This window comes from Streptomyces venezuelae ATCC 10712 (assembly GCF_008639165.1).
Taxonomy (GTDB): domain Bacteria; phylum Actinomycetota; class Actinomycetes; order Streptomycetales; family Streptomycetaceae; genus Streptomyces; species Streptomyces venezuelae.
Map to the genome: position 1 here is coordinate 6484641 of NZ_CP029197.1, position 26489 is coordinate 6511129.

At 71.4% G+C, this 26489-nt stretch carries 24 protein-coding genes; 15 read left to right on the top strand and 9 right to left on the bottom strand.

Features of this window, described 5'->3' with window-relative positions; translation table 11 throughout:
• The first annotated feature begins 1 nt into the window (after window position 1).
• The 3 genes from pucD (at window position 2) to DEJ43_RS29880 (ending at window position 5287) form a co-directional block, all read left to right on the top strand.
• Complete coding sequence (gene pucD, locus DEJ43_RS29870; protein ID WP_015037135.1) at window positions 2–2401, top strand: xanthine dehydrogenase subunit D; 2400 nt, start codon at window positions 2–4, stop codon at window positions 2399–2401.
• 239 nt (window positions 2402–2640) lie between these two features.
• The gene (locus DEJ43_RS29875; protein WP_015037136.1) at window positions 2641–4107 is read left to right on the top strand and encodes an NCS2 family permease; all 1467 of its coding nucleotides are present in this window, start codon (window positions 2641–2643) and stop codon (window positions 4105–4107) included.
• A 43-nt stretch (window positions 4108–4150) separates the two neighbouring features.
• Complete coding sequence (locus tag DEJ43_RS29880; RefSeq protein ID WP_015037137.1) at window positions 4151–5287, top strand: XdhC family protein; 1137 nt, start codon at window positions 4151–4153, stop codon at window positions 5285–5287.
• Window positions 5288–5348: 61 nt separating this feature from the next.
• Here the strand turns inward: DEJ43_RS29880 and DEJ43_RS29885 are convergent, their stop codons facing one another.
• Both DEJ43_RS29885 and DEJ43_RS29890 read right to left on the bottom strand, forming a co-directional pair.
• Window positions 5349–6695 carry an ROK family transcriptional regulator gene (locus DEJ43_RS29885; protein WP_015037138.1) on the bottom strand — a complete coding sequence of 449 codons (1347 nt, stop codon included), beginning with the start codon at window positions 6693–6695 and terminating at the stop codon, window positions 5349–5351.
• A 131-nt stretch (window positions 6696–6826) separates the two neighbouring features.
• A complete protein-coding gene (locus tag DEJ43_RS29890) occupies window positions 6827–7432 on the bottom strand; it encodes a TetR/AcrR family transcriptional regulator (RefSeq protein WP_015037139.1) in 606 nt (201 codons plus the stop codon).
• 115 nt (window positions 7433–7547) lie between these two features.
• On the opposite strand from DEJ43_RS29890, the gene DEJ43_RS29895 reads away from it, so the two are divergent.
• Complete coding sequence (locus DEJ43_RS29895; RefSeq protein ID WP_015037140.1) at window positions 7548–8693, top strand: acyl-CoA dehydrogenase family protein; 1146 nt, start codon at window positions 7548–7550, stop codon at window positions 8691–8693.
• A 35-nt stretch (window positions 8694–8728) separates the two neighbouring features.
• Here DEJ43_RS29895 and DEJ43_RS29900 read toward each other — a convergent pair whose 3' ends face one another.
• Both DEJ43_RS29900 and DEJ43_RS29905 read right to left on the bottom strand, forming a co-directional pair.
• Complete coding sequence (locus DEJ43_RS29900) at window positions 8729–9355, bottom strand: ankyrin repeat domain-containing protein (protein WP_015037141.1); 627 nt, start codon at window positions 9353–9355, stop codon at window positions 8729–8731.
• A 43-nt stretch (window positions 9356–9398) separates the two neighbouring features.
• Window positions 9399–9965 (bottom strand): GlcG/HbpS family heme-binding protein, encoded by a 567-nt coding sequence (locus tag DEJ43_RS29905; protein ID WP_041664344.1) that lies wholly within the window; start codon window positions 9963–9965, stop codon window positions 9399–9401.
• Window positions 9966–10550: 585 nt separating this feature from the next.
• Here DEJ43_RS29905 and DEJ43_RS29915 point away from each other — a divergent pair.
• From DEJ43_RS29915 to DEJ43_RS29925, 3 genes are all read left to right on the top strand, one after another.
• Window positions 10551–11312 carry an SDR family NAD(P)-dependent oxidoreductase gene (locus DEJ43_RS29915; protein WP_015037143.1) on the top strand — a complete coding sequence of 254 codons (762 nt, stop codon included), beginning with the start codon at window positions 10551–10553 and terminating at the stop codon, window positions 11310–11312.
• A gap of 88 nt (window positions 11313–11400) precedes the next feature.
• Window positions 11401–12117, top strand: a complete 717-nt coding sequence (locus DEJ43_RS29920; protein WP_015037144.1) for a TetR family transcriptional regulator — start codon at window positions 11401–11403, stop codon at window positions 12115–12117.
• Window positions 12118–12248: 131 nt separating this feature from the next.
• Window positions 12249–12635 carry a zinc ribbon domain-containing protein gene (locus tag DEJ43_RS29925; protein ID WP_015037145.1) on the top strand — a complete coding sequence of 129 codons (387 nt, stop codon included), beginning with the start codon at window positions 12249–12251 and terminating at the stop codon, window positions 12633–12635.
• Between the two features lie 90 nt (window positions 12636–12725).
• On the opposite strand, the gene DEJ43_RS29930 is transcribed toward DEJ43_RS29925, so the two are convergent.
• From DEJ43_RS29930 to DEJ43_RS29945, 4 genes are all read right to left on the bottom strand, one after another.
• On the bottom strand, window positions 12726–13682 hold the full coding sequence (locus DEJ43_RS29930; RefSeq protein WP_015037146.1) for an electron transfer flavoprotein subunit alpha/FixB family protein: 957 nt from the start codon (window positions 13680–13682) through the stop codon (window positions 12726–12728).
• 38 nt (window positions 13683–13720) lie between these two features.
• Window positions 13721–14506 (bottom strand): electron transfer flavoprotein subunit beta/FixA family protein, encoded by a 786-nt coding sequence (locus DEJ43_RS29935; RefSeq protein WP_015037147.1) that lies wholly within the window; start codon window positions 14504–14506, stop codon window positions 13721–13723.
• A gap of 28 nt (window positions 14507–14534) precedes the next feature.
• The gene (locus tag DEJ43_RS29940) at window positions 14535–15686 is read right to left on the bottom strand and encodes an acyl-CoA dehydrogenase family protein (protein WP_015037148.1); all 1152 of its coding nucleotides are present in this window, start codon (window positions 15684–15686) and stop codon (window positions 14535–14537) included.
• A 129-nt stretch (window positions 15687–15815) separates the two neighbouring features.
• Window positions 15816–16496: a ScbR family autoregulator-binding transcription factor gene (locus DEJ43_RS29945; protein ID WP_015037149.1), complete on the bottom strand. Its 681-nt coding sequence runs from the start codon at window positions 16494–16496 to the stop codon at window positions 15816–15818.
• A 127-nt stretch (window positions 16497–16623) separates the two neighbouring features.
• Here DEJ43_RS29945 and DEJ43_RS29950 point away from each other — a divergent pair, with 127 nt between their 5' ends.
• The 3 genes from DEJ43_RS29950 to DEJ43_RS29960 are packed head-to-tail and all read left to right on the top strand — an operon-like array spanning window position 16624 to window position 19323.
• Window positions 16624–17574, top strand: a complete 951-nt coding sequence (locus tag DEJ43_RS29950; RefSeq protein WP_015037150.1) for a ScbA/BarX family gamma-butyrolactone biosynthesis protein — start codon at window positions 16624–16626, stop codon at window positions 17572–17574.
• Between the two features lie 14 nt (window positions 17575–17588).
• Window positions 17589–18536, top strand: a complete 948-nt coding sequence (locus DEJ43_RS29955) for an NAD-dependent epimerase/dehydratase family protein (RefSeq protein ID WP_015037151.1) — start codon at window positions 17589–17591, stop codon at window positions 18534–18536.
• A gap of 22 nt (window positions 18537–18558) precedes the next feature.
• A complete protein-coding gene (locus tag DEJ43_RS29960) occupies window positions 18559–19323 on the top strand; it encodes an SDR family oxidoreductase (RefSeq protein WP_015037152.1) in 765 nt (254 codons plus the stop codon).
• A 53-nt stretch (window positions 19324–19376) separates the two neighbouring features.
• Here the strand turns inward: DEJ43_RS29960 and DEJ43_RS29965 are convergent, their stop codons facing one another.
• A complete protein-coding gene (locus DEJ43_RS29965; RefSeq protein WP_041663048.1) occupies window positions 19377–20027 on the bottom strand; it encodes a ScbR family autoregulator-binding transcription factor in 651 nt (216 codons plus the stop codon).
• 651 nt (window positions 20028–20678) lie between these two features.
• On the opposite strand from DEJ43_RS29965, the gene DEJ43_RS29970 reads away from it, so the two are divergent.
• The 5 genes from DEJ43_RS29970 (at window position 20679) to DEJ43_RS29990 (ending at window position 26452) form a co-directional block, all read left to right on the top strand.
• Window positions 20679–21380, top strand: coding sequence for a response regulator transcription factor (locus DEJ43_RS29970; RefSeq protein WP_223831132.1), 702 nt, complete (start codon window positions 20679–20681; stop codon window positions 21378–21380).
• A 396-nt stretch (window positions 21381–21776) separates the two neighbouring features.
• Entirely contained in the window at window positions 21777–23531 is a 1755-nt protein-coding gene (locus DEJ43_RS29975) for an acetyl/propionyl/methylcrotonyl-CoA carboxylase subunit alpha (protein ID WP_015035778.1), read from the top strand.
• Window positions 23532–23643: 112 nt separating this feature from the next.
• Window positions 23644–23973: a TcmI family type II polyketide cyclase gene (locus DEJ43_RS29980; protein WP_015037157.1), complete on the top strand. Its 330-nt coding sequence runs from the start codon at window positions 23644–23646 to the stop codon at window positions 23971–23973.
• Window positions 23970–25241 (top strand): beta-ketoacyl-[acyl-carrier-protein] synthase family protein, encoded by a 1272-nt coding sequence (locus DEJ43_RS29985; protein WP_071892241.1) that lies wholly within the window; start codon window positions 23970–23972, stop codon window positions 25239–25241. Before DEJ43_RS29980 ends, DEJ43_RS29985 begins: the two co-directional genes overlap by 4 nt.
• Entirely contained in the window at window positions 25238–26452 is a 1215-nt protein-coding gene (locus tag DEJ43_RS29990) for a ketosynthase chain-length factor (RefSeq protein ID WP_015037162.1), read from the top strand. The genes DEJ43_RS29985 and DEJ43_RS29990 overlap by 4 nt, the downstream gene beginning before the upstream one ends.
• The last annotated feature ends 37 nt before the right edge of the window (window positions 26453–26489 follow it).

The window sequence follows — 26489 nt, forward strand, 5'->3', positions numbered from 1 at the left end:
GATGGCTCAGAACACACGCACCGTTCCGGTGGGCACCCCCACCGACGTCACGCAGAACCACGTCAAGGGCGGCATCGGCGAGTCCACGCTCCGCCCGGACGGCACCCTCAAGGTCACCGGCGAGTTCGCGTACTCCTCGGACATGTGGCACGAGGACATGCTCTGGGGCCAGATCCTGCGCTCCACCGTCGCGCACGCCGAGATCGTGTCCATCGACACCTCCGAGGCCCTCACGATGGACGGCGTCTACGCCGTCCTGACCCACGAGGACCTGCCCGCCGCGAAGAACTACGGCATGGAGTTCCAGGACACCCCGGTCCTCGCGTACGGCAAGGTCCGTCACCACGGTGAGCCGGTCGCCCTCGTGGCCGCCGACCACCCGGAGACCGCCCGCCGCGCCGCCGCGAAGATCAAGATCGAGTACCGGGAGCTCCCGGTCATCACGGACGAGGCCTCCGCCCTCGCCCCGGACGCGATCCTGGTCCACGAGAACCGCGACGACCACCACTCCGGTCACGTCCCGCACCCCAACATCGTGCACCGCCAGCCGATCATCCGCGGCAACGCCGCGGAGGCCGCCAAGCGGGCCGACGTCATCGTCACCGGCGAGTACACCTTCGGCATGCAGGACCAGGCCTTCCTCGGCCCCGAGTCCGGCCTCGCCGTACCGGCCGAGGACGGCGGCGTCGACCTGTACGTCGCCACCCAGTGGCTGCACTCGGACCTCAAGCAGATCGCCCCCTGCCTCGGCCTGCCCGAGGAGAAGGTCCGCATGACGATGGCCGGCGTCGGCGGCGCCTTCGGCGGCCGCGAGGACATCTCCATGCAGATCCTCGCGTCCATCCTCGCGCTGCGCACCGGCAAGCCGGTCAAGATGGTCTACAACCGGTACGAGTCCTTCTTCGGGCACGTCCACCGGCACCCGGCGAAGCTCTGGTACGAGCACGGCGCCACCAAGGACGGCAAGCTCACGCACATGAAGTGCAAGATCGTGCTCGACGGCGGCGCGTACGCCTCGTCCACGGCATCGGTCGTCGGCAACGCCTCGTCCCTCTCGGTCGGCCCGTACGTCGTCGAGGACGTCGAGATCGAGGCGATCGGCCTCTACACCAACAACCCGCCCTGCGGCGCCATGCGCGGCTTCGGCGCCGTCCAGGCCTGCTTCGCGTACGAGGCCCAGATGGACAAGCTCGCGGCGAAGCTGGGCATGGACCCGGTCGAGCTGCGCCAGCTCAACGCCATGGAGCAGGGCACGATCATGCCGACCGGCCAGGTCGTGGACTCGCCGGCCCCGGTCGCCGAGCTGCTGCGCCGGGTCAAGGCCCGCCCCATGCCGCCGGAGCAGCAGTGGCTCGCGGCCGGCCAGGACGCGGACGTCCGCGCCCTTCCGGGCGGCCTCTCCAACACCACGCACGGCGAGGGTGTCGTGCGGGGCGTCGGCTACGCCGTCGGCATCAAGAACGTCGGCTTCTCCGAGGGCTTCGACGACTACTCGACCGCCAAGATCCGCATGGAGGTCATCAACGGCGAGGCCGTCGCCACGGTGCACACCGCCATGGCGGAGGTCGGCCAGGGCGGCGTGACCATCCACGCGCAGATCGCCCGTACCGAGCTCGGCGTCCAGCAGGTCACCATCCACCCCGCCGACACCCAGGTGGGCTCGGCCGGTTCGACCTCCGCGGGCCGCCAGACGTACATGACCGGCGGCGCCATCAAGAACTCCTGCGAGATCGTCCGCGAGAAGGTCCTGGAGATCGGCCGGCGCAAGTTCGGCTCGTACCACCCGGCCTGGGCCAACGCCGAACTCCTCCTGGAGGGCGGCAAGGTCGTCACCGACGGCGGCGAGGCCCTCGTCTCCATCGCGGACGTCCTCGGCGACCAGTCCGTGGAGGTCGAGGAGGAGTGGCGGCACCGTCCCACCCAGGCCTTCGACCTCGTCACCGGCCAGGGCAACGGACACGTCCAGTACGCCTTCGCCGCGCACCGCGCGGTGGTGGAGGTCGACACCGAGCTCGGCCTGGTCAAGGTCATCGAACTGGCCTGTGCCCAGGACGTCGGCAAGGCGGTCAACCCGCTCTCCGTGGTCGGCCAGATCCAGGGTGGCACCACCCAGGGCCTGGGCGTCGCGGTGATGGAGGAGATCATCGTCGACCCGAAGACCGCGAAGGTGCGCAACCCCTCCTTCACGGACTACCTGATCCCCACGATCCTCGACACGCCGACCATCCCGGTCGACTACCTCGAGCTGGCCGACCCCAACGCGCCGTACGGCGTACGGGGCATCGGCGAGGCCCCGACCCTGTCGTCCACCCCGGCCGTCCTCGCGGCGATCCGGGCGGCGACGGGCCTGGAGCTCAACAAGACGCCGGTCCGCCCCGAGGCGCTGACCGGCACCCTGTAGGACCCTCCGGGCGGTCGTGCCTCCCCAGGAACGTCACACTTCCCCGCCCGCACCGCCCGGAGCACTCCCCCCACCGCAGTACCCCCGCCTCACCCGCAGTACCGATTCACCGCGTTCGTCTCGGGCCGTCCCCCGGGTCGTGCAGCCCACGCACCATCCCAAATCCCGCAGCTTCAAACAGATCAGATGCCCTTCGAAGTCTGATGCGGGTGCCCCTTTGAACCTTGGGAGTAGGCCCCATGACCCAGTCGTCAGTGGAGCCCAAGACCAGCGCCGATGACGCGGGCTCCGGCTCGCGCAATCCCGCCGGCAGGTCTTGGCTCGACCGGTACTTTCACATCTCGGAGAGAGGATCCACCGTCGCGACGGAGATCCGCGGCGGCGTCACCACCTTCATGGCGATGGCGTACATTCTCCTGCTCAACCCCCTGATCCTCAGCGGCAAGGACGTCGACGGCAACGTACTCAGCCAGCCGGCGCTCATCACCGCGACCGCCCTCGCCGCCGCCGCGACGACCCTCCTCATGGGTTTCTGGGGCAAGGTCCCGCTCGCTCTGGCCGCCGGCCTGAGCGTCTCCGGAGTCATGGCCTCACAGGTCGTGCCGGTCATGACCTGGCCGCAGGCCATGGGCATGTCCGTGGCGTACGGCGCCGTGATCTGTCTCCTGGTGGTCACCGGCCTCCGCGAGATGATCATGAACGCGATTCCGCTCGCCCTGAAGCACGCCATCACCATCGGCATCGGCCTCTTCATCGCGATCATCGGCTTCGTGAAGGCCGGCTTCGTCCACGAGAACCCCGCCCCGGGCGGCGGCCCCGTGTCCCTCGGCCCCGCCGGTGAGCTCATGGGCTGGCCCGTCCTGATCTTCGCCTTCACCCTGCTGCTGATCTTCGCGCTGCAGGCCCGCAACGTCCCCGGTGCCATCCTCATCGGCATCGTCGCCGGCACGGTCGTCGCGGTCATCCTCAACGCGGTCGCCGACATCCCGGCCAAGGCCTGGTTCTCCGGCCCGCCGGAGCTGGACGGCAGCGCGGTCTCCGCCCCGGACTTCTCGCTGATCGGCGACGTGTCCTTCACCGGCTGGGGCGACGTCGGCTACATCACCATCAGCATGATCGTCTTCACCCTGGTGCTCGCCGGCTTCTTCGACGCCATGGCGACCATCCTCGGTGTCGGCACCGAGGCCAAGCTGGCCGACGACAAGGGCCGCATGCCCGGCCTCTCCAAGGCGCTCTTCATCGACGGCGCCGGCGGTATCGTCGGTGGTGTGGGCGGAGCCTCCGGGCAGACGGTCTTCGTCGAGTCCGCGACCGGCGTCGGCGAGGGCGCCCGCACGGGTCTGGCCTCCGTGGTCACCGGCGGATTCTTCGCCCTCTGCCTCTTCTTCACGCCGCTCACCGCGATCGTGCCGCAGGAGGTCGCAGCCGCGGCCCTGGTCGTCATCGGCTCGATGATGATGCAGAACGCCAAGCACGTCGACTGGAGCGACCGCTCCGTCGCGATCCCGGTGTTCCTCACCGTGGTCCTCATGCCCTTCACGTACACCATCACCACGGGTGTCGCGGCCGGTGTGATCTCCTACGTCGTGATCAAGACGGCGCAGGGCAAGGCACGCGAGGTCGGCGGCTTCATGTGGGGCCTGACCGCGATCTTCATCGTGTACTTCGCGATCCATCCCATCGAGAGCTGGCTCGGCGTCAGCTGACGCCCCCCCGCCGCCCTCCCACACCTTCCAGAGGAGAACCGAGATGCTGGACATCGCCGAAGAGCTGCACCGGTGGGTCGAGCAGGGACGCGAGTTCGCCGTCGCCACGGTCGTGGCCGTCGGCGGGAGCGCGCCCCGGCAACCGGGCGCCGCGCTCGCCGTCGACAGCGACGGCACGGCGATCGGCTCGGTCTCCGGCGGGTGTGTGGAGGGCGCGGTCTACGACCTCTGCGTCCAGGCCCTCGAAGACGGCAGGACCGTCACCGAGCGCTTCGGCTACAGCGACGAGGACGCCTTCGCGGTCGGTCTGACCTGCGGCGGCATCATCGACATCCTCGTCACCCCGGTCCGCGGCGGGGTCTTCCCCGCCGCGCTCCGGGCCGCCGCCACGGGGGAGGCGGCGGCCCTGGCCCGGATCGTCTCCGGCCCCGAGGAACTGATGGGCCGGGCACTCCTGGTCCGCCCCGACGGCTCGTACGAGGGAAAGCTCGGCGGCCACCCCGAACTGGACCGCACGGCGGCCTCCGAGGCCCGCGCGCTGCTCGACGCGGGCCGCACCGGCACCGTCGAGATCGGCGAGGACGGCAGCCGCTGCGGACAGCCGCTGACCCTGCTCGTCGAGTCCTCGGTCCCGGCCCCCCGCATGATCGTCTTCGGTGCCATCGACTTCGCCGCCGCGCTCGTCCGGGTCGGCAAGTTCCTCGGCTACCACGTCACCGTCTGCGACGCCCGGCCCGTCTTCGCGACGCCCGCCCGCTTCCCCGAGGCGGACGACATCGTCGTCGAGTGGCCCCACCGCTACCTGGAGTCGACGGAGGTGGACGGCCGCACCGTGCTGTGCGTGCTGACCCACGACGCCAAGTTCGACGTCCCCCTCCTCCAGGCCGCCCTGAAGCTTCCCGTCGCCTACGTCGGCGCGATGGGCTCCCGCCGCACCCACGAGGACCGCAACAAGCGGCTCCGCGAGGTCGGCGTCACCGAGATCGAACTCGCCCGGCTGCGCTCCCCGATCGGCCTCGACCTCGGCGCCCGGACGCCCGAGGAGACGGCCCTGTCGATCGGCGCGGAGATCGTCGCCAACCGCCGCGGCGGCACCGGCCTCTCCCTCACCGGCGCCCACACCCCGATCCACCACGACGTTCCCCGGGAACCGGCGGGGCGCATAGGGTCGGTCGCCTGACCGCGATCGCGATCGCGACCTCGACCGCGACGGCGGCTTTGAGGGCGGCGGCGGGGCGGGCTCAGTGCGCCGCCCGGTCCCGTACGGTCGACGTCCAGGCCGGCTGTTCGCCGGTGGGTTCCGTCTCGGCGCGGCGGCCGCCGCGGGCGAAGAAGTCCGCGAGCGGCAGGATCGCCGCACCGACCGTCACCGCGTCGGGGCCCAGGGTGCCCATGCCGATCTCCACCCGGGCCGCCGGGTAGCTGAGCGCGTACTCGGCCGCGTACCCCTTGACCGTCTCCAGGAAGCGGGCGCCGAGCTGGAGGCCCGCCCAGCCGCCCACCAGGATGCGCTCGGGCTGGAAGAGGTTGACGAGGTCGCCGAAACCGGCGCCGAGGTACTCGGCGGTCTCCTCCAGCACCGCCAGCGCGGTCGCGTCCGGGGCGGTCCCGGGCTCCGCCGGATACGCCGCGGCCAACATCGCCGTGAGGGCCGTCTCCTCGTCCGCGCCCGCCGGGGGCTTCCCGCCCGCCTCCGCCCAGCGCTCCAGGAGCGCTTCGGCTCCGGCGTACGCCTCCAGGCAGCCGCGGGCACCGCAGCGGCAGCGCCGCCCCCGGACCCGTACCGTCAGATGGCCCCACTCGATCGCCCGGCCCGGACCCAGCGGGTCCGTGACCACGCACGCCCCGACGCCCGAGCCGAAGAGGACCACCACGGCGCTGCGCGCGCCGCGCCCCGCGCCGAACCACATCTCGGCCTGGCCGAGGGTCTGGGCGCCGTTGTCGATCCAGAACGGCACCGAGGCCGGGAGGTCCACGCTCTCGCGCAGCAGCCGCTCCAGGGGGACCGCGTCCCAGCCGATGGTCTGGCCGTGCACGACGGCGCCCTCCTCGGCCGTGCGGGCGACGATGCCGGGCACGCCGACGCCGACGCCGAGGAGCCGTGCGGCGGGCACGTCCGCGGTCCGCAGCACCTCCGCGACACCCTCGCGGATGTGGTCGACGACCACCCCGACCTCGTAACGGCCGTGCGGATGGGGGCTGTCGACCGTCAACGGCCGTTCGGTCCGGGCGAGTTCGGTGAGAGTGAGGTCGAACAGCTCGATCCTGACCCGGGTCTCACCCACGTCGACGCCGATCATGCAGCCGCTGTCCGGGGTGATCCGCAGCAGGGTACGGGGGCGGCCGCCGGCCGAGTCGACACTGCCCGCCTCCTCGACCAGGCCCTCGGCGACGAGCTCCGCGACCACGTTGCTGATGGAGCCGGAGCTGAGGCCGGTGGCGGGTCCGAGCGAGAAGCGGCTCAACGGGCCGTCGAAGTAGAGGCGTTGAAGGACGGCGGTGCGGTTCTCGCGTCGCAGGTCGCGCACGGTGCGGCCGTTCCGCAAAGTCACTTGGGCCCCCAGGTGAAATAGTCCTGAACGCAACATACCGCTGTCGGGACCCTCGGGCGACCTTCTCTTGAGGTTTAACTCACATCCTGAAATAAGGCGCGGGGGCCTTCAGGCCCTGAACGCGGGCCTTGGGGCGGGCCCTGAACGTGGGGAGGCCTCGCCCGGCCTCAGACCTTGCGGAGTCCGCTGAGGAGAAGCTCCGCCAGTTGCTCGTACGCCTCGGCGTCGGCGAGACCGGTCGCCGCGGCCACCTGGCGCCGCTGGATGCGGACCATCACCGAGGAGATGACGTCGGCGGCGAAGGTCACGTGCACCTCGCGGAACACGCCCGCCCGGACGCCCTCCTCGATCAGCTGCTGGACCCGGCCGGCGGCCGCGCGCGTGTTGCGCTCGTACACCTCCGCCGCCGGTTCGAACGCGGCCACGTCGTCGAAGAACTGCGGCGACACCGGCGCCAGCTCGGCCGAGACCGCCCGCAGATAGGCGGCGAGCCGCTCGGCCGGATCGCTCGCGGCGGCCAGGACCGCCTCGACCCGGGCCGTGGCGCGCCGGAAGAAGTGCACCACCGCCGCCCTCACCAGCTGCTCCTTGCTGCCGGCCAGGCCGTACAGGGTCCGCTTCGAGCAGCGCAGCCGGGCGGCCAGGTCGTCGAGCGTCAGCCGGGCGAACCCCTCGCCCACGAGGAGGGCGACGAGTTCCTCGAAGAGGGCGGAGCGGCGGGCCGCGCCGCGGCCCGTGAGCTTCGGGGTGTCGGCGGCTGAGGTCTCGATCACCTGGTCAGTATTCCAGGCCGGTCCTCGTGGGGGTTACGGCGGCACCCTTCTGCGCTACTCTCAGCGGTACTGCAGTACCTTTCCCAGTACCACTTTGCGCGCCGCTGGAGTCGCCATGGATGTCGACCGCCTGCTTCCCACCCCCGAGGCAGCGGACCTCATCGCCCTCACCCGGGAGATCGCCGACAAGGAGCTCTCTCCCAAGGTGGACGAGTACGAGGCCGCCGAGACGTACCCCGAAGGGCTCTTCACGACCCTCGGCGAGGCCGGTCTCCTCGGCCTGCCGTACCCGGAGGAGTACGGCGGCGGAGGCCAGCCCTACGAGGTCTACCTCCAGGTCCTCGAAGAGCTCGCCGCGCGCTGGGCGGCCGTCGCCGTCGCCACCAGCGTCCACACCCTCGCCTGCCACCCGCTGCACACCTTCGGCACCGCCGAGCAGAAGGAACGCTGGCTGCCCGCGATGCTGGAGGGCCGCATGATCGGCGGCTACAGCCTCTCCGAGCCCCAGGCCGGCTCCGACGCGGCCGCCCTCAGCTGCAAGGCCGAGCGGCAGGACGACGGCAGCGGGTACCGGATCCACGGCACCAAGGCGTGGATCACCCACGGCGGCCGGGCCGGGTTCTACGCCCTCTTCGCCCGCACCGCCCCCGGCAGCCACGGCATCTCCTGCTTCCTCGCGCCCGGCGCCACCGAGGGCCTCAGCTTCGGCGCCCCCGAACGCAAGATGGGCCTCCAGGCGGTCCCCACCACCTCCGCCTACTGGGACGGCGCCCTCCTGGAGGCCGACCGGCTCGTCGGCGACGAGGGGCAGGGCCTCCAGATCGCCTTCAGCGCCCTCGACAGCGGCCGCCTCGGCATCGCCGCCTGCGCCACCGGCCTCGCCCAGGCCGCCCTCGACGCCGCCGTCTCCTACGCCAACGAGCGCACCACCTTCGGCCGCCGGATCATCGACCACCAGGGCCTCGGCTTCCTCCTCGCCGACATGGCCGCCGCCGTCGACGCGGCCCGCGCCACCTACCTGGACGCGGCCCGCCGCCGCGACCTCGGCCGCCCCTTCAGCCGCCAGGCCAGCGCGGCCAAGCTCCTCGCGACCGACACGGCCATGAAGGTCACCACGGACGCCGTCCAGGTCCTCGGCGGCTACGGCTACACCCGCGACTTCCCGGTCGAGCGCTACATGCGCGAGGCCAAGATCACCCAGATCTTCGAGGGCACGAACCAGATCCAGCGCCTCGTCATCAGCCGCGGGCTGGTCGCGTAGCGACCGGGGCACACATCCGGAGCCCGGCGAGAGCCCTACCTGTGAGCGACGCGAGGACGGCGGTCGAGCGCCGCCGTCCGGAGGAGCGTCGCGATCTCTCTCAGGCCGTGGCGGTCGGCGTGGTGGAGGGCCGTGGCGCCGTGTGGGTCCGGGAGGTCGGGGTCGGCGCCCGCCGCGAGCAGGAGGGCGACGACGTCCTGGTGGGCGCGGCCGCCGGTGCCGAGGATCACCGCCTCCAACAGGGCCGTCCAGCCCAGCCGGTTGACGTGGTCGACATCGATCGACGTCTCGGCCAGGACCGCCCGGACATAGGCCACGTGACCCCGCTCGGCCGCCGGGATCAGGGCCGTACCGCCGTACCGGTCGGTCAGCGTCAGGTCCGGGCCCGCCGTGAGCAGGGCCCGCATCATCGCGACGCCGCCCGTGACGCCGGTGACCAGCCAGGGACTGTCGCGGCGGTCGTCCTGGGCGTTCGGGTCCGCGCCCGCGGCGAGGAGCACGCGCGCGACGGCGACGTGGTCGTGCCGGGCGGCGTGCAGCAGCGGGGTGCGGCGCCGGGCGTCGCGGGCGTCGACCCGGGCGCCCGCGGCGAGGGCCGCGCGGACGGCGACGGTGTCACCGTGCGCGGCGGCCGCCAGGAGGGAGTCGTCGAGCGCGTTCATGGCGGCCTTCCTCGTGCGGCGGCGGGCGCCGGACCGTTCCGGACTACTTGCCGAGGGAGGCGACGCCGGCCTGGGCGAACTTCTCGTCGAGGTCGCCCGAGGGGGCGCCCGCGACGCCGATGCCGGCGATCGGCGCGCCCTTGGCGGTCACCGGGGCGCCGCCGGCGAGGAAGAGGGTGCCGGGGATGTCCTTCAGGTTCGGGGCCTGGGCGAGGCGCTTGGCCAGCTCCGAGGTCGGGGCGTTCCAGGAGACGGCGGTGAACGCCTTCTTTACGGCCGACTCGTAGGACTGCGGGCCCGCGCCGTCGCCGCGCAGGGTGACGATCGTGTTGCCGTTGCGGTCGACGACGGCGACGGAGACGCGCTGGTTCTCCTTCTCGGCGGCGTCCAGGGTCGCCTGCGCGGCCTTCGTGGCGGCCTCGACCGTCAGGTGCGTGGTGCGCGTGGTGTTCTTGTTCTTCGCGTCCGCCTTGGCGGCGACGACGGCGGCCGGGGCCGCCGCCGTGTTCTCGCCGGTGGCGCTCGCCGAGTACGCACCGAAGCCACCGAGGGCGAGCGCGGCGACGACGGCGCCACCGGTGAGGACACGGGTGCGCGAGGTCTTCTTCACGTGCTTCATGGGGTCTGCTCCAGTGAACTCGGTGGTCTGCGGGGGCCGTCGGGGGTCCGTGGCCCGCTTCCCCTCCATCCTGGTGCCGCCTCCCCGCGCCGCCGGTCGTCGTCCCGGCTCCCTCCGGCCGCCGCAACGGTGGACCCCGGGGTCAACCGATCGGTTGACCCCGGTCGCCATGCTCCGTGTCCGTGTGCGTGTGCGTCTGCTTGTCCGTGTGCGTTGCCTGTGCCTGTGCCTGTGTCTGTGCCCTCGTCCCAGCGTGCCGCCAGTGCGGTGAACGCGCGGGTGGCCGCGCTCCGGTAGCCGCCCGCGCGCCGGAGCAGGGCGACGCCACGGGCCGGTAGTGCGGGGGGAGAGCGGGACCGGGGTCAGCCAGGGGTGGTCCCGGGTGACGGCATCGGGCAGGACGGTGGCGAGGGCCCCCGGACGGCCGTACGGGTTCCGCTTCCGGGCGCGCGGCCTGCGGTTCTATGGTGGGCGGCGCAGATCGCGCGGACCGCGCGGTCCCCCGCGGGCACGCGCCCGATCCGGCGGCCAACCCGGCGGCAGGGTCGCACCCGCACGACCCGAACGAGGAGTTCCATGGACATCGCCGGCTCCGCCGCTCTCGTCACCGGTGCCGCTTCCGGTCTCGGCGCCGCCACCGCCGCCGCGCTCGCCGCCCGGGGCGCCACCGTCTACGGACTCGACCTGGACAAGGCCGTGGCCGCCGCGGGAGCGCTGCCCGAGGGCGTCCGGCTGCTCGCCGCAGACGTCACCGACGAGCAGCAGGTCCGCGAGGCCCTCGCCGCGATCGACGCCGACGGCGCGGAACTGCGGCTCGCCGTGAACTGCGCGGGCATCGCCCCCTCCGCCCGCATCCTGGGCCGCAAGGGCCCGCACGACCTCGACCTGTTCCGGGCCGTGCTCGACGTCAACCTGCTGGGGACGTTCAACGTGATGCGGCTGGCCGCCGAGGCCATCGCCCGGCACGAGCCCGACGAGCACGGACAGCGCGGCCTCGTCGTCAACACCGCCTCGATCGCCGCCTTCGAGGGCCAGGTCGGCCAGATCGCCTACGCCGCCTCCAAGGCGGGCGTCGCGGGGATGACCGTCACCGCCGCCCGTGACCTGGCGCAGTTCGGCATCAGGGTCGTCACCATCGCCCCCGGCATCGTCGACACCCCGATGATGGCCGGCTTCGGGGAGGACGTCCGGGCCGGTCTCGCCGCGAGCGTCACCTTCCCGCAGCGCCTCGCGCGCCCGGAGGAGTACGCCCGCCTGGTGACGATGGTCGCCGAGCACGACTACCTCAACGGCGAGACGATCCGGATGGACGGCGCGCTCCGGATGACGGCTCGCTGAGCCTCCGTACCCCCGTGAGAGCACTCGGTGCCGGATTCGTCCGGCACCTAGTGCCGCACGAAGGCCAGGCGGGTGTTAGGTTCGGCCCATGGGAACAGCCGGATCAGCGTCGACGAACTCCACGAAGCCCGCGATGCGGGACTCCCTCATCGCCGCGGCCTTCCAGCTCTTTCTGGAGCGCGGCTACGAGCAGACCACGGTCGACGACATCGTCACCCTCGCGGGCGTCGGCCGGAGATCGTTCTTCCGCTACTTCCCGTCGAAGGAGGACGTGGTCTTCCCCGACCACGAGCAGTGCCTCGCCGACATGACCCGCTTCCTCGCCGCGAGCGCCGACTCCGACGACCCGATGGTCCGGGTCTGCGGCGCCGCCCGGCTCGTGATGCGGATGTACGCCGAGAACCCGACCTTCTCCGTGCAGCGCTACCGCCTCACCCGGGAGGTGACCGGGCTGCGCACGTACGAGCTCTCGGTGGTCTGGCGGTACGAGAAGACCCTCGGCGACTATCTGCGTACCCGCTGGGCCGACCGCAGGGACGGCACCCTGCGCGCCAACGTGGCCGCCGCGGCCGTCGTCGCCGCCCACAACCACGCCCTGCGCCACTGGCTGCGCTCGGGCGGCGAGGGCGATCCGCTGGCGGAGGTCGACGGGGCGCTGGAGTTCGTCCGTGCCACCTGGGGCGGCGGCCAGGCCGCGGAGGCGCCGGCCGAGGAGGCCGAGGACGTCGTCGTGGTGATCACCAAGCGGTCCACCCCCATGTGGCGCGTGGTGCGCGAGGTGGAGTCGAGCCTCGGCGAGGGCTGAGTGAACGCCGGCAGCGCCTCGGGGTTCTCAGTATCTCTAATTGAGGGAACTCAGGTCTTTATTTGATGGCACTCAGTGCCATATCTTTGCTCCATGCACGGTCGAGCCGCCGAGTGCAAGGAGAAGGCATCGTGTTCCACACGGGACTGAGGAGCGGGACCGCCGTCCAGGCCGCCGACGAGTCGGCGCCCGACTCCGAGCTGTACTTCCAGCGCTGCCGCTGGTGCCACACCACGACGTTCCAGCGCCTGCTCTGTCCGACCTGCGGGTCGACGGACCTGGCGCCCGAACTCAGCGGGGGAGAGGGCGTGATCTCCGTGCGCCGCGGGGTCGCCGCCGCCGACAACGACCTCTGGCCGGTCCACATGACGGAGGGGTTCGTGGTCCGCTGCCGGGTCGACGGGCCGCCGCACGCCGTGCGCCCCGGCGTCCGGGTCAAGGTCTCCGGCGCCGCTGCCTCCGGGCGCAGGCCGGTCGTCCGGCTCTGCGAGGAGGTCCCCCTCGACGGCTGGTACTGAGGGCATGCGGACGGACAGAACGAGAAGGGGCGGGTGGCACTCTGTGCCACCCGCCCCTTCTCGTTGCCGTCAGGTCAGCGCGCCGTCGGGTCAGCGCGCGCCGATCTCGTCCGTCAGCTGCGGCAGCACCTCGAAGAGGTCGCCGACCACGCCGTAGTCCACCAGGTCGAAGATCGGGGCCTCGGGGTCCTTGTTGACCGCGACGATCGTCTTCGAGGTCTGCATGCCGGCCCGGTGCTGGATGGCGCCGGAGATTCCCGCCGCGACGTACAGCTGCGGCGAGACCTGCTTGCCGGTCTGGCCGACCTGGTTGGAGTGCGGGTACCAGCCCGCGTCCACGGCGGCGCGGGAGGCGCCGACGGCCGCGCCGAGCGAGTCGGCCAGCTTCTCGACGACCGCGAAGCCCTCGGCCGCTCCGACACCGCGGCCGCCGGAGACCACGATCGCGGACTCGGTCAGCTCGGGGCGGCCGGTGGAGACCCGCGCGGTGCGCGAGACGACCTTCGCGGCGTTGCCGGTGAAGGCGACCGTGACGTTCTCGACCGTACCGGCGGCCGGGGCGGCCTCCGGGGCGGCGGAGTTCGGCTTGACGGTGATGACCGGCACGCCGTGCGTGACCGTCGACTTCACCTGGTACGAGGCGGCGAAGACGGACTGGGTGGCGACCGGGGCGTTCTCGCCGGCCTCCAGCTCCACCGCGTCGGTGATCAGGCCGGAGCCGAGGCGGAGCGCGACACGGGCCGCGATCTCCTTGCCCTCACCGGAGGAGGTCACCAGGACGGCGGCGGCCCCCTTCTCCTTCGCGAGCTGGGTGAGCGCGTCGACCTTCGGCACGACGAGCTGCTCGGTGAACTCGGCGCCGTCCGCGACGTACACGGTGGCGGCGCCGTACTCGCCGGCGGTGGCGGCGATGGAGGCCGCGGCCTCGCCGGCACCGAGCACGACCGCGGTGGGCTCGCCGATCCGGCGGGCCAGGGTCAGCAGTTCGAGGGCCGGCTTGCGGACCGCACCGTCGGCGTGGTCCACGAGAACCAGGATCTCAGCCATGATTCGTTGCTCCTGTGGGGTGTCAGGCTGACGGCGGGTCAGATGAACTTCTGGGTGGCGAGGAAGGCGGCGAGCTGCTTGCCGCCGTCGCCCTCGTCCGTGACGATCGTGCCCTGCGTACGGGCCGGGCGCGCGGCCACCGAGTCGACCAGGGTCCACGCGCCGGCGTGGCCCACCTCGTCGGCGTCGATGTCCAGGTCGTCCAGGTCCAGCTCCTCGACCGGCTTCTTCTTGGCGGCCATGATCCCCTTGAAGGAGGGGTAACGGGCCTCGCCGGACTGGTCGGTGACCGACACGACGGCCGGCAGCGGGGCCTCGAGGAGCTCCGTGGCGGCGTCGCCGTCACGGCGGCCCTTCACGAGGCCGTCCTCGACGGAGAGCTCCGAGAGCAGGGTGACCTGCGGCAGGCCCAGCCGCTCGGCGAGCAGCGCGGGCAGCACGCCCATCGAGCCGTCGGTGGACGCCATGCCGCAGACGACCAGGTCGAAGCCGGTCTTCTCCAGGGCCTTCGCCAGGATCGCGGAGGTGCCGAACACGTCGGAGCCGTGGATGTCCTCGTCGTTGACGTGGACGGCCTTGTCGGCGCCCATGGACAGCGCCTTGCGCAGCGCGTCCTTGGCGTCGTCCGGGCCCACGGTGACGACGGTGACCTCGGCGTCGTCGGACTCCTCGGAGATCCGCAGCGCCTGCTCGACGGCGTACTCGTCGAGCTCCGACAGCAGGCCGTCGACCTCGTCACGGTCGACGGTCAGGTCGTCGGCGAAACCGCGGTCGCCGGTCGCGTCGGGGACGTACTTCACACAGACAGCGATCTTGAGGGTCACGGCCTGTCTCCTTCCAACAGTCTGGTGATTACGGGAGGTTGCGGGCCATGACGATGCGCTGGACCTGGTTGGTGCCTTCGTAGATCTGGGTGATCTTGGCGTCGCGCATCATGCGCTCGACGGGGTAGTCGCGGGTGTAGCCGTAGCCGCCGAGGAGCTGGACGGCGTCGGTGGTGACCTCCATGGCGACGTCGGAGGCGAAGCACTTGGCGGCGGCGCCGAAGAAGGTCAGATCGCCGTCGACGCGCTCACTCTTGGCGGCGGCCGCGTAGGTGAGCTGGCGGGCGGCTTCGAGCTTCATGGCCATGTCGGCGAGCATGAACTGGACGCCCTGGAAGTCGGCGATGGGCTTGCCGAACTGCTTGCGCTCCTTGACGTAGCCCTTGGCGTAGTCGAGGGCGCCCTGGGCGATGCCGATGGCCTGGGCGGCGATGGTGATGCGGGTGTGGTCGAGGGTCTTCATGGCGGTGGCGAAGCCGGTGCCCTCGGCGCCGATCATGCGGTCGGCGGGGATGCGGACGTTGTCGAGGTAGACCTCGCGGGTGGGGGAGCCCTTGATGCCGAGCTTCTTCTCCGGGGCGCCGAAGGAGACGCCCTCGTCGGACTTCTCCACGACGAAGGCGCTGATGCCCTTGGACCGCTTGTCGGGGTCGGTGACGGCCATCACGGTGTAGTACTCGGAGACGCCGGCGTTGGTGATCCACCGCTTGACGCCGTTGAGGATCCAGAAGTCGCCGTCGCGCACCGCACGGGTCTTCATGCCGGCCGCGTCGGAGCCCGCGTCGGGCTCGGACAGGGCGTAGGAGAACATCGCGTCGCCCTTGGCGAGCGGGCCGAGGTACTTGTGCTTGAGCTCCTCGGAGCCGGAGAGGATCACCGGCAGCGAGCCCAGCTTGTTGACCGCCGGGATCAGCGAGGAACTGCCGCAGGCACGGGCGACCTCCTCGATCACGATCACCGTGGCGAGGGCGTCCGCGCCCGCGCCGCCGTAGGTCTCCGGGACGTGCACGGCGTGCAGGTCGTTGGCGACCAGCGCGTCCAGCGCCTCCTGCGGGAAACGCCCCTCCTCGTCCACCGCCGCGGCGAACGGCACGATCTTCGCCTCCGCCAGAGCACGCACCGACTCCCGGAGCATGTCGTGCTCCTCGGAGGGCCGATACAGGTCGAAGTCCTTGCCCATGATGTGGAGCTCCCCTAGACGCTTGTGGCACTGAGTACCCTCAGCAAAACACACTCAGTGCCATGATGCCAGAGCGCCCCGACGCTGTTCTGCATCGGGGCGCTCAAAGTACCGGTCGGTCGGTTTTTGTTAACTCGGGGTGTCGGCGAGGTTTCCTTCTTCCCTCCGGCGGCGGCTCGCGTCGTAGTCGAGCGCCAGCTGTCGCGCACGGGCCTCCGTCATGTCGAGTCCCGGCAGAACCGCCGGCGTGCAGATGGTCGGCAGTACGTGCTGCAGCAGGACCGAGACCCGGTGCGTCAGATCATTGCGATCGCACAGGATCTGCGACATGGTCTGGATTCCCGCGTACGCCCCCGAGAAGAGCTCCGCCGTATCCGTCACGTCCACGTGCAGGAGCAGCTCGCCCCGCGCCTTGGCCACCGTCAGGATCTCGGAGACCTGGTCGATCCACGCCCGGAACGGCGCACCCCGGTCGACCCCGGTGGCGCCGCTGTCCAGGGCCAGGGCGACGCTCGCGCGCACGAGGGCGTCGCGCTTGAGCCGGTGGGCGAGCAGGAAGCCCTGGTCCACCAGCTCCTGGAGCTTGACGGCCTGCGGCGGCAGCGGCTCGTCGAGCATCTGGGCGTCCAGCACGCCGAGGGCCAGATCTTCCTTGGAAGCAAAGTGGAAATACAGAGCTCCCTTGGTCACCCCGGCGCGCACCAGGATCTCGCCGATGGTCGTCCGCTCGTAGCCGCGCTCCGCGAAGACCGTCGCGGCGGACTCGAGGATCAACCGGCGGGTTCGGATTGCACGCGCTTGCTGTGCCAAGGCGCCTCCTGCTGTCTCGCTGTCTGTGCTCTACGTGTGACGTGAAGCATTGAAAAGAAAACCGCGCTGTACGTATTCTACGATCGGCGGTTTTCACCGCCGGGGGGTGGGAACGCAAGGGGGATTCATGGACCAGAGCCATCGGGGCGTGACGACGCACGTCCCAGGGGAATTCGTTCACCGCGCCGATCCCGCGGACATCATTCCCACGGACTGGACGCAGCTCCGGCAGAATCGGTTCTCCGTATCCGCCCGGTGGCCTGCCTCACATCCCTTCTTCTCTCCCGTCGCCGGGGCCCGGCACGACCCCATGCTGGTGGCCGAGACGATACGCCAGACCAGCATGCTGGTCGCTCACGCCGAGCTGGGGGTACCCCTGGACGAACAGTTCGTCATGTGGGACCTCTCCTACAGCGCCGACTCCGAGGCGCTCACGGTGGACGGCCTCTCCTCCGACGTCACCGTCGACGTCGTCTGCTCCGACATCACCCGCCGCGGCAGCCGCCTCCGCAACCTCCGCACCACCGTGGTGCTCACCCGCGACGACCGGCTCCTCGCCACCGGCAGCGGCACGGCCCGCTGCACCTCCGCCCTGGCGTACCGCCGGATGCGCGGCGAGCGGATGGAGGCGCTGGGCAGACCCGTGCCCCTCATACCCGGCGTGCACCCGCGCCTCGTCGGCCGCGCGCGGACCGAGGACGTCGTCCTCGCCCCCGGAAACCGGCCCGACCAGTGGCAGCTGCGCGTCAACACCGCGCACACCACCCTCTTCCGCCGCCCGAACGACCACGTGCCCGGGATGGTGCTCCTGGAGGCGGCCCGGCAGGCGGCGACCGCCACGACCGGCAGCGCGGCCTATCTGCCCACCGACCTGAGCGTCTCCTTCCTGCGCTACGTCGAGCTCGACAGCCCCTGCTGGATCGAGGCCGAGTCCGTGCCCACCCCGGACCCCTCGACGACCACCATCCGGGTCACCGGCCACCAGGACGGCAGCCCCGTCTTCCGCTGTACGCTCACCTCCCCGTCCCGGGAACTGTCGGTGGCCACCGCCGGACTCGACACCCGGCTGGCGGGCTGAACCGGATCGGCACGATGGGCCCTCGCATCCTGATCACCGGCGCCACCGGATTCATCGGCGGCCGCGTGGCCGCCGCGGCCGCCACCGCGCGGGAGCCCGCCCACGTACGGCTGCTCGCCCGCGGCCCGCTCACCGGCCCGGCCGCGGCCGCCGGACCGCGGACCGAGACCGCCGTCGGCGACCTCCGCGACCCCGCGTCCCTGCGCCGCGCCTGCGAGGGCGTCGACGTACTGATCCACTGCGCCTCCGCGATCGGCGGGGACGCGGAACTGGCCCGGGCGGTCAACGACGAGGGCACCCGGAACCTCGTCGACGCCGCCGTCCGCGCCGGGGCGACCCGGATCGTCGCCCTGAGCACCGCCTCCGTACACGGCCGCGGCCCCTTCCGCGCCGCCGCCCCCGGCACCCTGCCGCTCGCCCCCGGCTCGGTGACCAGCAGCACCCGGGCGGCCGGCGAGCGGCACGTCATGGACGCCGGCGGGACCGTACTGCGACCGCACCTGGTGTACGGCACCGGGGACCGCCGGCTGTTGCCCGGCCTGGTCCGGCTCCTCGCCGCGCTGCCGGGACCGCTCGACGGCGGGTCCTCGCTGCACTCCCTGATCGACGTCGACAGCCTGGCGGGCGCGCTGCTCGGCGCGGCCCTCTCCCCGGCGACGGAGCCGGGACCGTACTACGTCGACCATCCCGAACCGGTGCCGGTCGGCGACCTCCTCGCGGCCGCCGAGTCCCTGCTGACCCGCACGGGCCTCCCCCGGGGACGGGCCGTGGACCTCCCGACCGCCCGCAGGCTGCTCGCCGGCCTCCCCTTCGCGGGGCACCACCTGGACATGCTCGCCACCGACCACTGGTTCGCCGACGACCGCCCCTGGCGGGAGCTCGGCTGCGACCCGGGGCCGGGCTTCACCACGGGGTTCGCGGACCACGCGGCGTGGTACCACGGACTCCTCGACCATTCCTGAACAGAAGGTAGGCACCACCGACATGTCCGCGCTGGCCGGCAGGACCGCGATCGTCACAGGGGCGAGCCGCGGCATCGGAAGAGGCATCGCCGAGCGACTTGCCACGGACGGCGCCCTGGTCGCCGTCCACTACGGCAGCAACGAGAAGGCGGCCCTGGAGACGGTGGAGATCATCGAGGGGCGGGGCGGCCGCGCCTTCGCGTTCCGCGCGGAACTCGGGGCGCCGGACGCCGTCGACACCTTCTACGCCGCCCTCGACGCGGGCCTCGCGGAGCGGGGCGCGGCGCGGGAGTTCGACATCCTCGTCAACAACGCGGCCGCGAGCGGCTCGGGCCGCATCCACCAGCTCACCACCGAGGTGTTCGACCGGCTGTTCGCCATCAATGTGAAAGCCCCGCTCTTCCTGGTCCAGCGGGGCCTCGACCGGCTGCGGGACGGCGGCCGGATCGTCAACATCTCCTCGGCGGCCACGAAGCACGCCTTCCCCGACTCCGTCACCTACGCGATGACGAAGGGCGCCGTCGACACGATGACCCTCGCCCTCGCCAAGGAGCTGGGGCCGCGGGGGATCACCGTCAACGCGGTGGCCCCCGGCTACATCGCGACGGACATGAACGCCCGCCGCAGGGCCACCCCGGAGGCGAGCGCGGCCCTCGCGGCGATGTCCGTCTTCAACCGGATCGGCACGCCCGCCGACGTCGCCGACGTGGTCGGTTTCCTCGTCTCCGACGACGCCCGGTGGATCACCGGCCAGTACGTGGACGCCACCGGGGGGACGGCGCTCTGAGCGGGCCGGCCGGCGGGCACGCGCGGAGTCGGGCGGCCGGCGGGCACGCGGTGTCAGGCGACCGGCGTGTACGCCCGCTCGGCCATGCCCGGGCTGCCCGCCGGTGTCAGGGCGGCGAGCGCCCCGGGGGCCGCGAGCATGGGGAGGAGGGTCCGCCACAGGCCGGTGACGGTGCCGGGCGACAGCCATTCGCCGTTGTCCCGGCAGAGGGCCTCCAGGCCGATGGTGGCGGCCACGATCGTGCGGGCGAGGTCCTGTTGACCACCGATGTCCGAGGCGAGCAGGCCCTCGTCGGCGGCCTCCGCGAGCCGCTGCTGGACGCAGCTCTGCCATTCCTGGCGCAGGTTGAGGTCCGTACCGCAGAGCTGGGAGCAGCTCAGCCGGAACCCCGCGCGCACGACGACGTCCTCGCGGAGCAGCCGGGCCAGCGCATGGGTGGTGTCGGCGAGGTTCTGCAGGGCGTTCGACCGCTGGTGGTACACGATCCTGGCGGTCCGGCGCAGTGTGGTGGACGCGTCGATCTCGACGGCGGCGGCCACCGCCGCCTTGTTCTCGAAGTGGAAGTGGAGGGCGCCGGGGCTCACGCCCGCTCCCGAACTGATCGCCGACAACTTGGCCAGGGCGTAGCCGTGCTCGTCGAATTCTCTGGCCGCCGACTTGATCAGGGCGTCGCGCGTCCGTGTGGCCCGCTCTTGTTTGGTCACCAATGGCTCCAGTAGCACCATGCGTCGCAGCGGCACGGGCTTGCGCCCCGTCGCGCCGTACCGCTCGACGTCTTTAAACCGACTGCTTGGTATTGTACGAGTTTTTCGTGTGACCTTGGGCGCATCGGTGGGGAATGGGCGAGGAGACACCCGGGGCAACCGGAACCCTTCCTCCCGGAAGGAGTTGGGGGCGCGGCGTGAGCCGGCGGACAGTACCTCCGGTAAGTCTCCCCGAAGTGACGCCGCCATTAACAAACCGAACCAGCGGTTTGTCAAGAAGTGGTCAAGAGTGCCCGTGGTCTCCCATGGATTCACCTGACTGCTGTTATGTCGCCCCAAGAAACGGACATTCACTGTCAAGTGATGCGATTTCAATCATCACGATGTCAACTCCGTGTCAAATTTTCGTTGCACGACTCTCGGAAAATCTCACACGCCGTGGTAGAGAAATGACCTTTGACAAACCGGCGCAGCGGTTTGTAGCGTTCCCGTTGGCGGGATCCCTACGGGTCCCGGAACTCCGGGACTCTCCAAGGGCCCCGGAAATGAGTGACATAGGTGCTAGGGGGAACCGTGAGCCTGACGTCCGTAGAAGTGAAGGAGCCCCACATACCTGCCCCACGACTCGCCGGGAGAGCGAGTCTGTCGGGCGTGAGCGTGGACACATCGGCGAGGGGCGGCCCGGTCACCGCGGCCGGCTGGCGCGTCCTGGTCGTGGAGAGCTGCGGCAAGGAGGGGGAGGGGCTCGTACAGGGGCTCCGCCGGCACGGCCACGAGGTCGACCGGGTGGAGACGGGGGGCGCCGCCCTCCAGGCCTACGAAGAGGCCGACTTGGTCCTGATCGACCTCGAACTGCCCGACCTGGACGGCTTGGAGGTCTGCCGCGGCATCCGGTCCGCCGGGGACGTGCCGGTGATCGCCGTGACGAGCCGCGGCAGCGAACTCGACCGCGTCCTCGGCCTCCAGGCCGGCGCGGACGACTACCTGGTGAAGCCCTACGGCTTCCGTGAACTGATGGCCCGGATGGAGGCCGTCATGCGCCGGGCCCGGCCCCGGCCCTCCACCGCCCGCACGATCACCCGCGGACCGCTGCACATCGACGCGGCCGCCCGGCAGGTCACGCTCGACGGCCAGGACGTCGACCTGACCCGCAAGGAGTTCGACCTCCTCTATCTGCTCGCCTCCCACCCCGACACGGTCATCCCGCGCAAGCAGTTGATGCAGCAGGTGTGGGGGGACTCCTGGTCGAGGCGGACCGTCGACACCCATGTGAGCAGCCTGCGCAACAAGCTCGGCGCCAGCGACTGGGTGATCACCATCCGAGGCGTGGGTTTCCGCTTCGGCCGCGGCTGACGCCGCCCCGCACATTCCCGTCCTCGTGATCCACCGGGCACCGCCGACGCTGTCCGAGCGGACACCTCTCATCGCTCCCGGCCCGCCCCGGTCCGGCACCGCCTCAGGTGCCGGCCCGGGGCGGGCCTTTTCGTGCCCGGCCGCGCCGCTCGCGCCCGACCGGGCCGGCCGTGCCTGACCGGGGTGTTTGACACCGTCCTGACATTCGCCTGGCGCATTTCCCACACTGCCGCCACGGGCTTGTGAATTCTGACGGATCCCTGAATCGGTGAGTCTTGAACGAAGTCCTGGACCGGAACAAGCTTGTCGTGAAGGTCCGGTGCACCGTCTTCGAGCCCTTTCGGGAAAAGCGGAACGGGTACGGAGAAGGCGAGTCGATCAGGAGTTGAAACCGTCGTGCGCAAGGTGCTCATCGCCAACCGTGGCGAAATCGCTGTCCGTGTGGCCCGGGCGTGCCGGGACGCGGGTATCGGCAGCGTGGCCGTGTACGCCGAGCCGGACCGGGATGCTCTGCATGTCCGGGCGGCTGACGAGGCGTTCGCTCTGGGCGGTGACACTCCGGCGACCAGTTATCTGGACATGGCGAAGGTGTTGCAGGCCGCCGCGGACTCGGGTGCGGACGCGGTCCACCCCGGTTACGGGTTCCTTTCGGAGAACGCGGAGTTCGCGCAGGCGGTCCTCGACGCGGGTCTGACGTGGATCGGTCCGCCGCCGCAGGCGATCCGGGATCTGGGTGACAAGGTGGCGGCCCGTCACATCGCCCAGCGTGCCGGGGCCCCGCTGGTGGCCGGCACGCCCGACCCGGTCTCGGGTGCGGACGAGGTCGTGGCGTTCGCCGAGGAGCACGGTCTGCCGATCGCGATCAAGGCGGCGTTCGGTGGCGGTGGCCGTGGTCTGAAGGTGGCGCGGACGCTGGAGGAGGTCCCGGAGCTGTACGACTCCGCGGTCCGTGAGGCGGTGGCGGCGTTCGGGCGGGGCGAGTGCTTCGTGGAGCGGTACCTGGACAAGCCGCGGCACGTGGAGACGCAGTGCCTGGCCGACCAGCACGGCAACGTGGTCGTCGTCTCGACGCGTGACTGCTCGCTGCAGCGCCGTCACCAGAAGCTGGTGGAGGAGGCTCCGGCGCCGTTCCTGTCGGAGGCTCAGAACGCGGAGCTGTACGCGGCGTCGAAGGCGATCCTGAAGGAGGCCGGTTACGTCGGTGCCGGCACGGTGGAGTTCCTCGTCGGCACGGACGGCACGATCTCGTTCCTCGAGGTCAACACCCGTCTGCAGGTGGAGCACCCGGTGACGGAGGAGGTCACGGGGATCGACCTGGTGCGGGAGATGTTCCGGATCGCGGACGGTGAGGAGCTCGGCTACGGCGACCCGGAGATCCGGGGTCACTCCTTCGAGTTCCGGATCAACGGTGAGGACCCGGGCCGTGGTTTCCTCCCGGCGCCCGGCACCGTCACCGAGTTCACGCCGCCGACCGGTCCGGGTGTCCGCCTCGACGCGGGTGTGGAGTCGGGTTCCGTGATCGGCCCCGCGTGGGACTCGCTGCTTGCGAAGCTGATCGTGACCGGTGCGAGCCGTGAGCAGGCGCTGCAGCGTGCGGCGCGTGCGCTGGCGGAGTTCCGCGTCGAGGGCATGGCGACCGCGATCCCCTTCCACCAGGCGGTGGTGACCGACCCGGACTTCACCGCGGACCCGTTCCGGGTGCACACGCGGTGGATCGAGACGGAGTTCGTCAACGAGATCAAGCCGTTCGCGCCGGCGGGCGCGGAGGCGGACGAGGACGAGGCCGGCCGCGAGACGATCGTGGTCGAGGTCGGCGGCAAGCGTCTTGAGGTCTCCCTGCCGTCCTCGCTCGGGATGACGCTGGCCCGGACGGGTCTTGCGGCGGGTGCGAAGCCGAAGCGGCGGGCGGCGAAGAAGTCCGGCCCGGCCGCCTCGGGTGACACCCTCGCCTCCCCGATGCAGGGCACGATCGTGAAGGTCGCGGTCGAGGAGGGCCAGGAGGTCAAGGAAGGCGATCTGATCGTCGTCCTGGAGGCCATGAAGATGGAACAGCCCCTCAACGCCCACCGCTCCGGCACCGTGAAGGGCCTGACCGCCGAAGTCGGCGCGTCCGTCACCTCCGGCGCCACCATCTGCGACATCAAGGACTGAATTCACCCGCCGCCCCCGCGCGCCCTTTCGTACCACCCCGCTATTTCCCTTCGCTTTCCCTGCCTTCTTCAGCACGTCCTTTTCCAGGACTTCTTCCGGTGAGGAGAAACACATGCACAGCACTCTGATCGTGGCCCGAATGGAACCCGGATCGAGCACCGACGTGGCGAAGCTGTTCGCCGAATTCGACGCCTCCGAGATGCCGCATCTCATGGGGACGCGACGCCGTCAGCTGTTCTCGTACCGCGGCCTCTACTTCCACCTCCAGGACTTCGACGCCGACAACGGCGGCGAGCTCATCGAGCGGGCCAAGACCGACCCCCGCTTCGTGGGCATCAGCGAGGACCTGAAGCCGTTCATCGAGGCCTACGACCCGGCCACCTGGCGCTCGCCCGCCGACGCCATGGCCACCCGCTTCTACAACTGGGAGGCGAACGCGTGACCGCGCGACGCGTCGTCATCACCGGCATCGAGGTCCTCGCCCCCGGTGGCACCGGATCCAAGGCCTTCTGGAACCTGCTCAGCGAGGGCCGCACGGCCACCCGGGGCATCACCTTCTTCGACCCGACGCCGTTCCGCTCCCGGGTCGCCGCCGAGATCGACTTCGACCCGGAGGCCCACGGCCTCAGCCCGCAGGAGATCCGCCGCATGGACCGGGCCGCCCAGTTCGCGGTGGTCGCCGCGCGCGGCGCGGTCGCCGACAGCGGCATCGACCTGGCCGCCCACGACCCGTACCGCGTCGGCGTCACCGTCGGCAGCGCCGTCGGCGCCACCATGGGCCTCGACGAGGAGTACCGGGTCGTCAGCGACGGCGGCCGGCTCGACCTCGTCGACCACGCCTACGCGGTGCCGCACCTCTACGACTACATGGTGCCCAGCTCCTTCTCCGCCGAGGTCGCCTGGGCCGTCGGCGCCGAGGGCCCCAACACCGTGGTCTCCACCGGCTGCACCTCCGGCCTCGACTCCGTCGGCTACGCCGTGGAGCTGATCCGCGAGGGCTCCGCCGACGTCATGATCGCCGGTTCCTCGGACGCCCCGATCTCCCCGATCACGATGGCCTGCTTCGACGCCATCAAGGCGACCACCAACCGGTACGACGACCCGGCGCACGCCTCCCGGCCCTTCGACGGCACCCGCAACGGCTTCGTGCTCGGCGAGGGCGCGGCCGTCTTCGTCCTGGAGGAGCTGGAGAGCGCCCGGGCCCGCGGCGCCCACATCTACGCCGAGATCGCCGGCTACGCCACCCGCAGCAACGCGTACCACATGACCGGTCTGCGGCCGGACGGCGCGGAGATGGCGGAGGCGATCCGGGTCGCGCTCGACGAGGCGCGGATGAACCCCACCGAGATCGACTACATCAACGCGCACGGCTCCGGCACCAAGCAGAACGACCGCCACGAGACCGCAGCGTTCAAGAAGAGCCTCGGGGACCACGCGTACCGCACCCCGGTCAGCTCCATCAAGTCGATGGTCGGGCACTCCCTCGGTGCCATCGGCTCCATCGAGATCGCCGCCTCGGCCCTGGCCATGGAGCACAACGTGGTCCCGCCGACGGCGAACCTGCACACCCCGGACCCCGAGTGCGACCTGGACTACGTCCCGCTCGTCGCCCGCGAGCAGCTCACGGACTCGGTCCTGACCGTCGGCAGCGGATTCGGCGGCTTCCAGAGCGCCATGGTCCTGGCCCGTCCCGAGAGGAAGATCGCATGAGCGCGTCCGTGGTGGTGACCGGCCTCGGTGTCGCCGCACCCAACGGCCTGGGCCGCGAGGACTTCTGGGCCTCGACCCTCGGCGGGAAGAGCGGCATCGGCCGCCTCACCCGCTTCGACCCCACCGGCTACCCGGCGCGCCTCGCCGGCGAGGTGCCCGGCTTCGCCGCCGAGGAGCACCTGCCGAGCCGGCTGCTGCCGCAGACCGACCGGATGACCCGCCTCGCGCTGGTCGCCGCGGACTGGGCGCTGGCCGACGCGGGCGTCCGCCCCGAGGAGCAGGACGACTTCGACATGGGCGTGGTCACGGCCAGCGCCTCCGGCGGCTTCGAGTTCGGCCAGGGCGAGCTGCAGAAGCTGTGGAGCCAGGGCAGCCAGTACGTCAGCGCGTACCAGTCCTTCGCCTGGTTCTACGCCGTCAACAGCGGCCAGATCTCCATCCGCAACGGCATGAAGGGCCCCAGCGGCGTGGTCGTCAGCGACCAGGCCGGCGGTCTGGACGCCGTCGCGCAGGCCCGCCGACAGATCCGCAAGGGCACCCGGCTCATCGTCTCCGGTGGCGTCGACGCCTCGCTCTGCCCCTGGGGCTGGGTGGCGCAGCTCGCCTCCGACCGGCTCAGCACCAGCGAGGAGCCCGCCCGGGCGTACCTGCCCTTCGACCGCGAAGCCCAGGGCCACGTGCCCGGCGAGGGTGGGGCGATCCTCGTCATGGAGGCCGCCGAGGCGGCCCGGGAGCGCGGGGCCCGGATCTACGGCGAGATCGCCGGATACGGCTCCACCTTCGACCCCCGGCCGGGCAGCGGGCGCGAGCCCGGCCTGCGCAAGGCCATCGAACTCGCCCTGGCCGACGCCGGAGCGGCACCCGGTGACATCGACGTCGTCTTCGCGGACGCGGCCGCCGTCCCCGAGCTCGACCGCGTCGAGGCCGAGGCCCTCAACGCCGTCTTCGGCACCGGCGCCGTCCCGGTCACCGCGCCCAAGACGATGACCGGCCGGCTGTACTCCGGCGCCGCGCCGCTCGACCTGGCCGCCGCGTTCCTCGCGATGGACGAGGGCGTCATCCCGCCCACCGTCAACGTCGAGCCGGACGCCGCGTACGGCCTCGACCTGGTCGTCGGCGGGCCCCGTACCGCCGAGGTGAACACCGCCCTGGTGATCGCCCGCGGTCACGGCGGCTTCAACTCCGCGATGGTCGTCCGTTCCGCGAACTGACCTTTCCCCCGCAGTACCTCACAGTCACCCAGGAGAA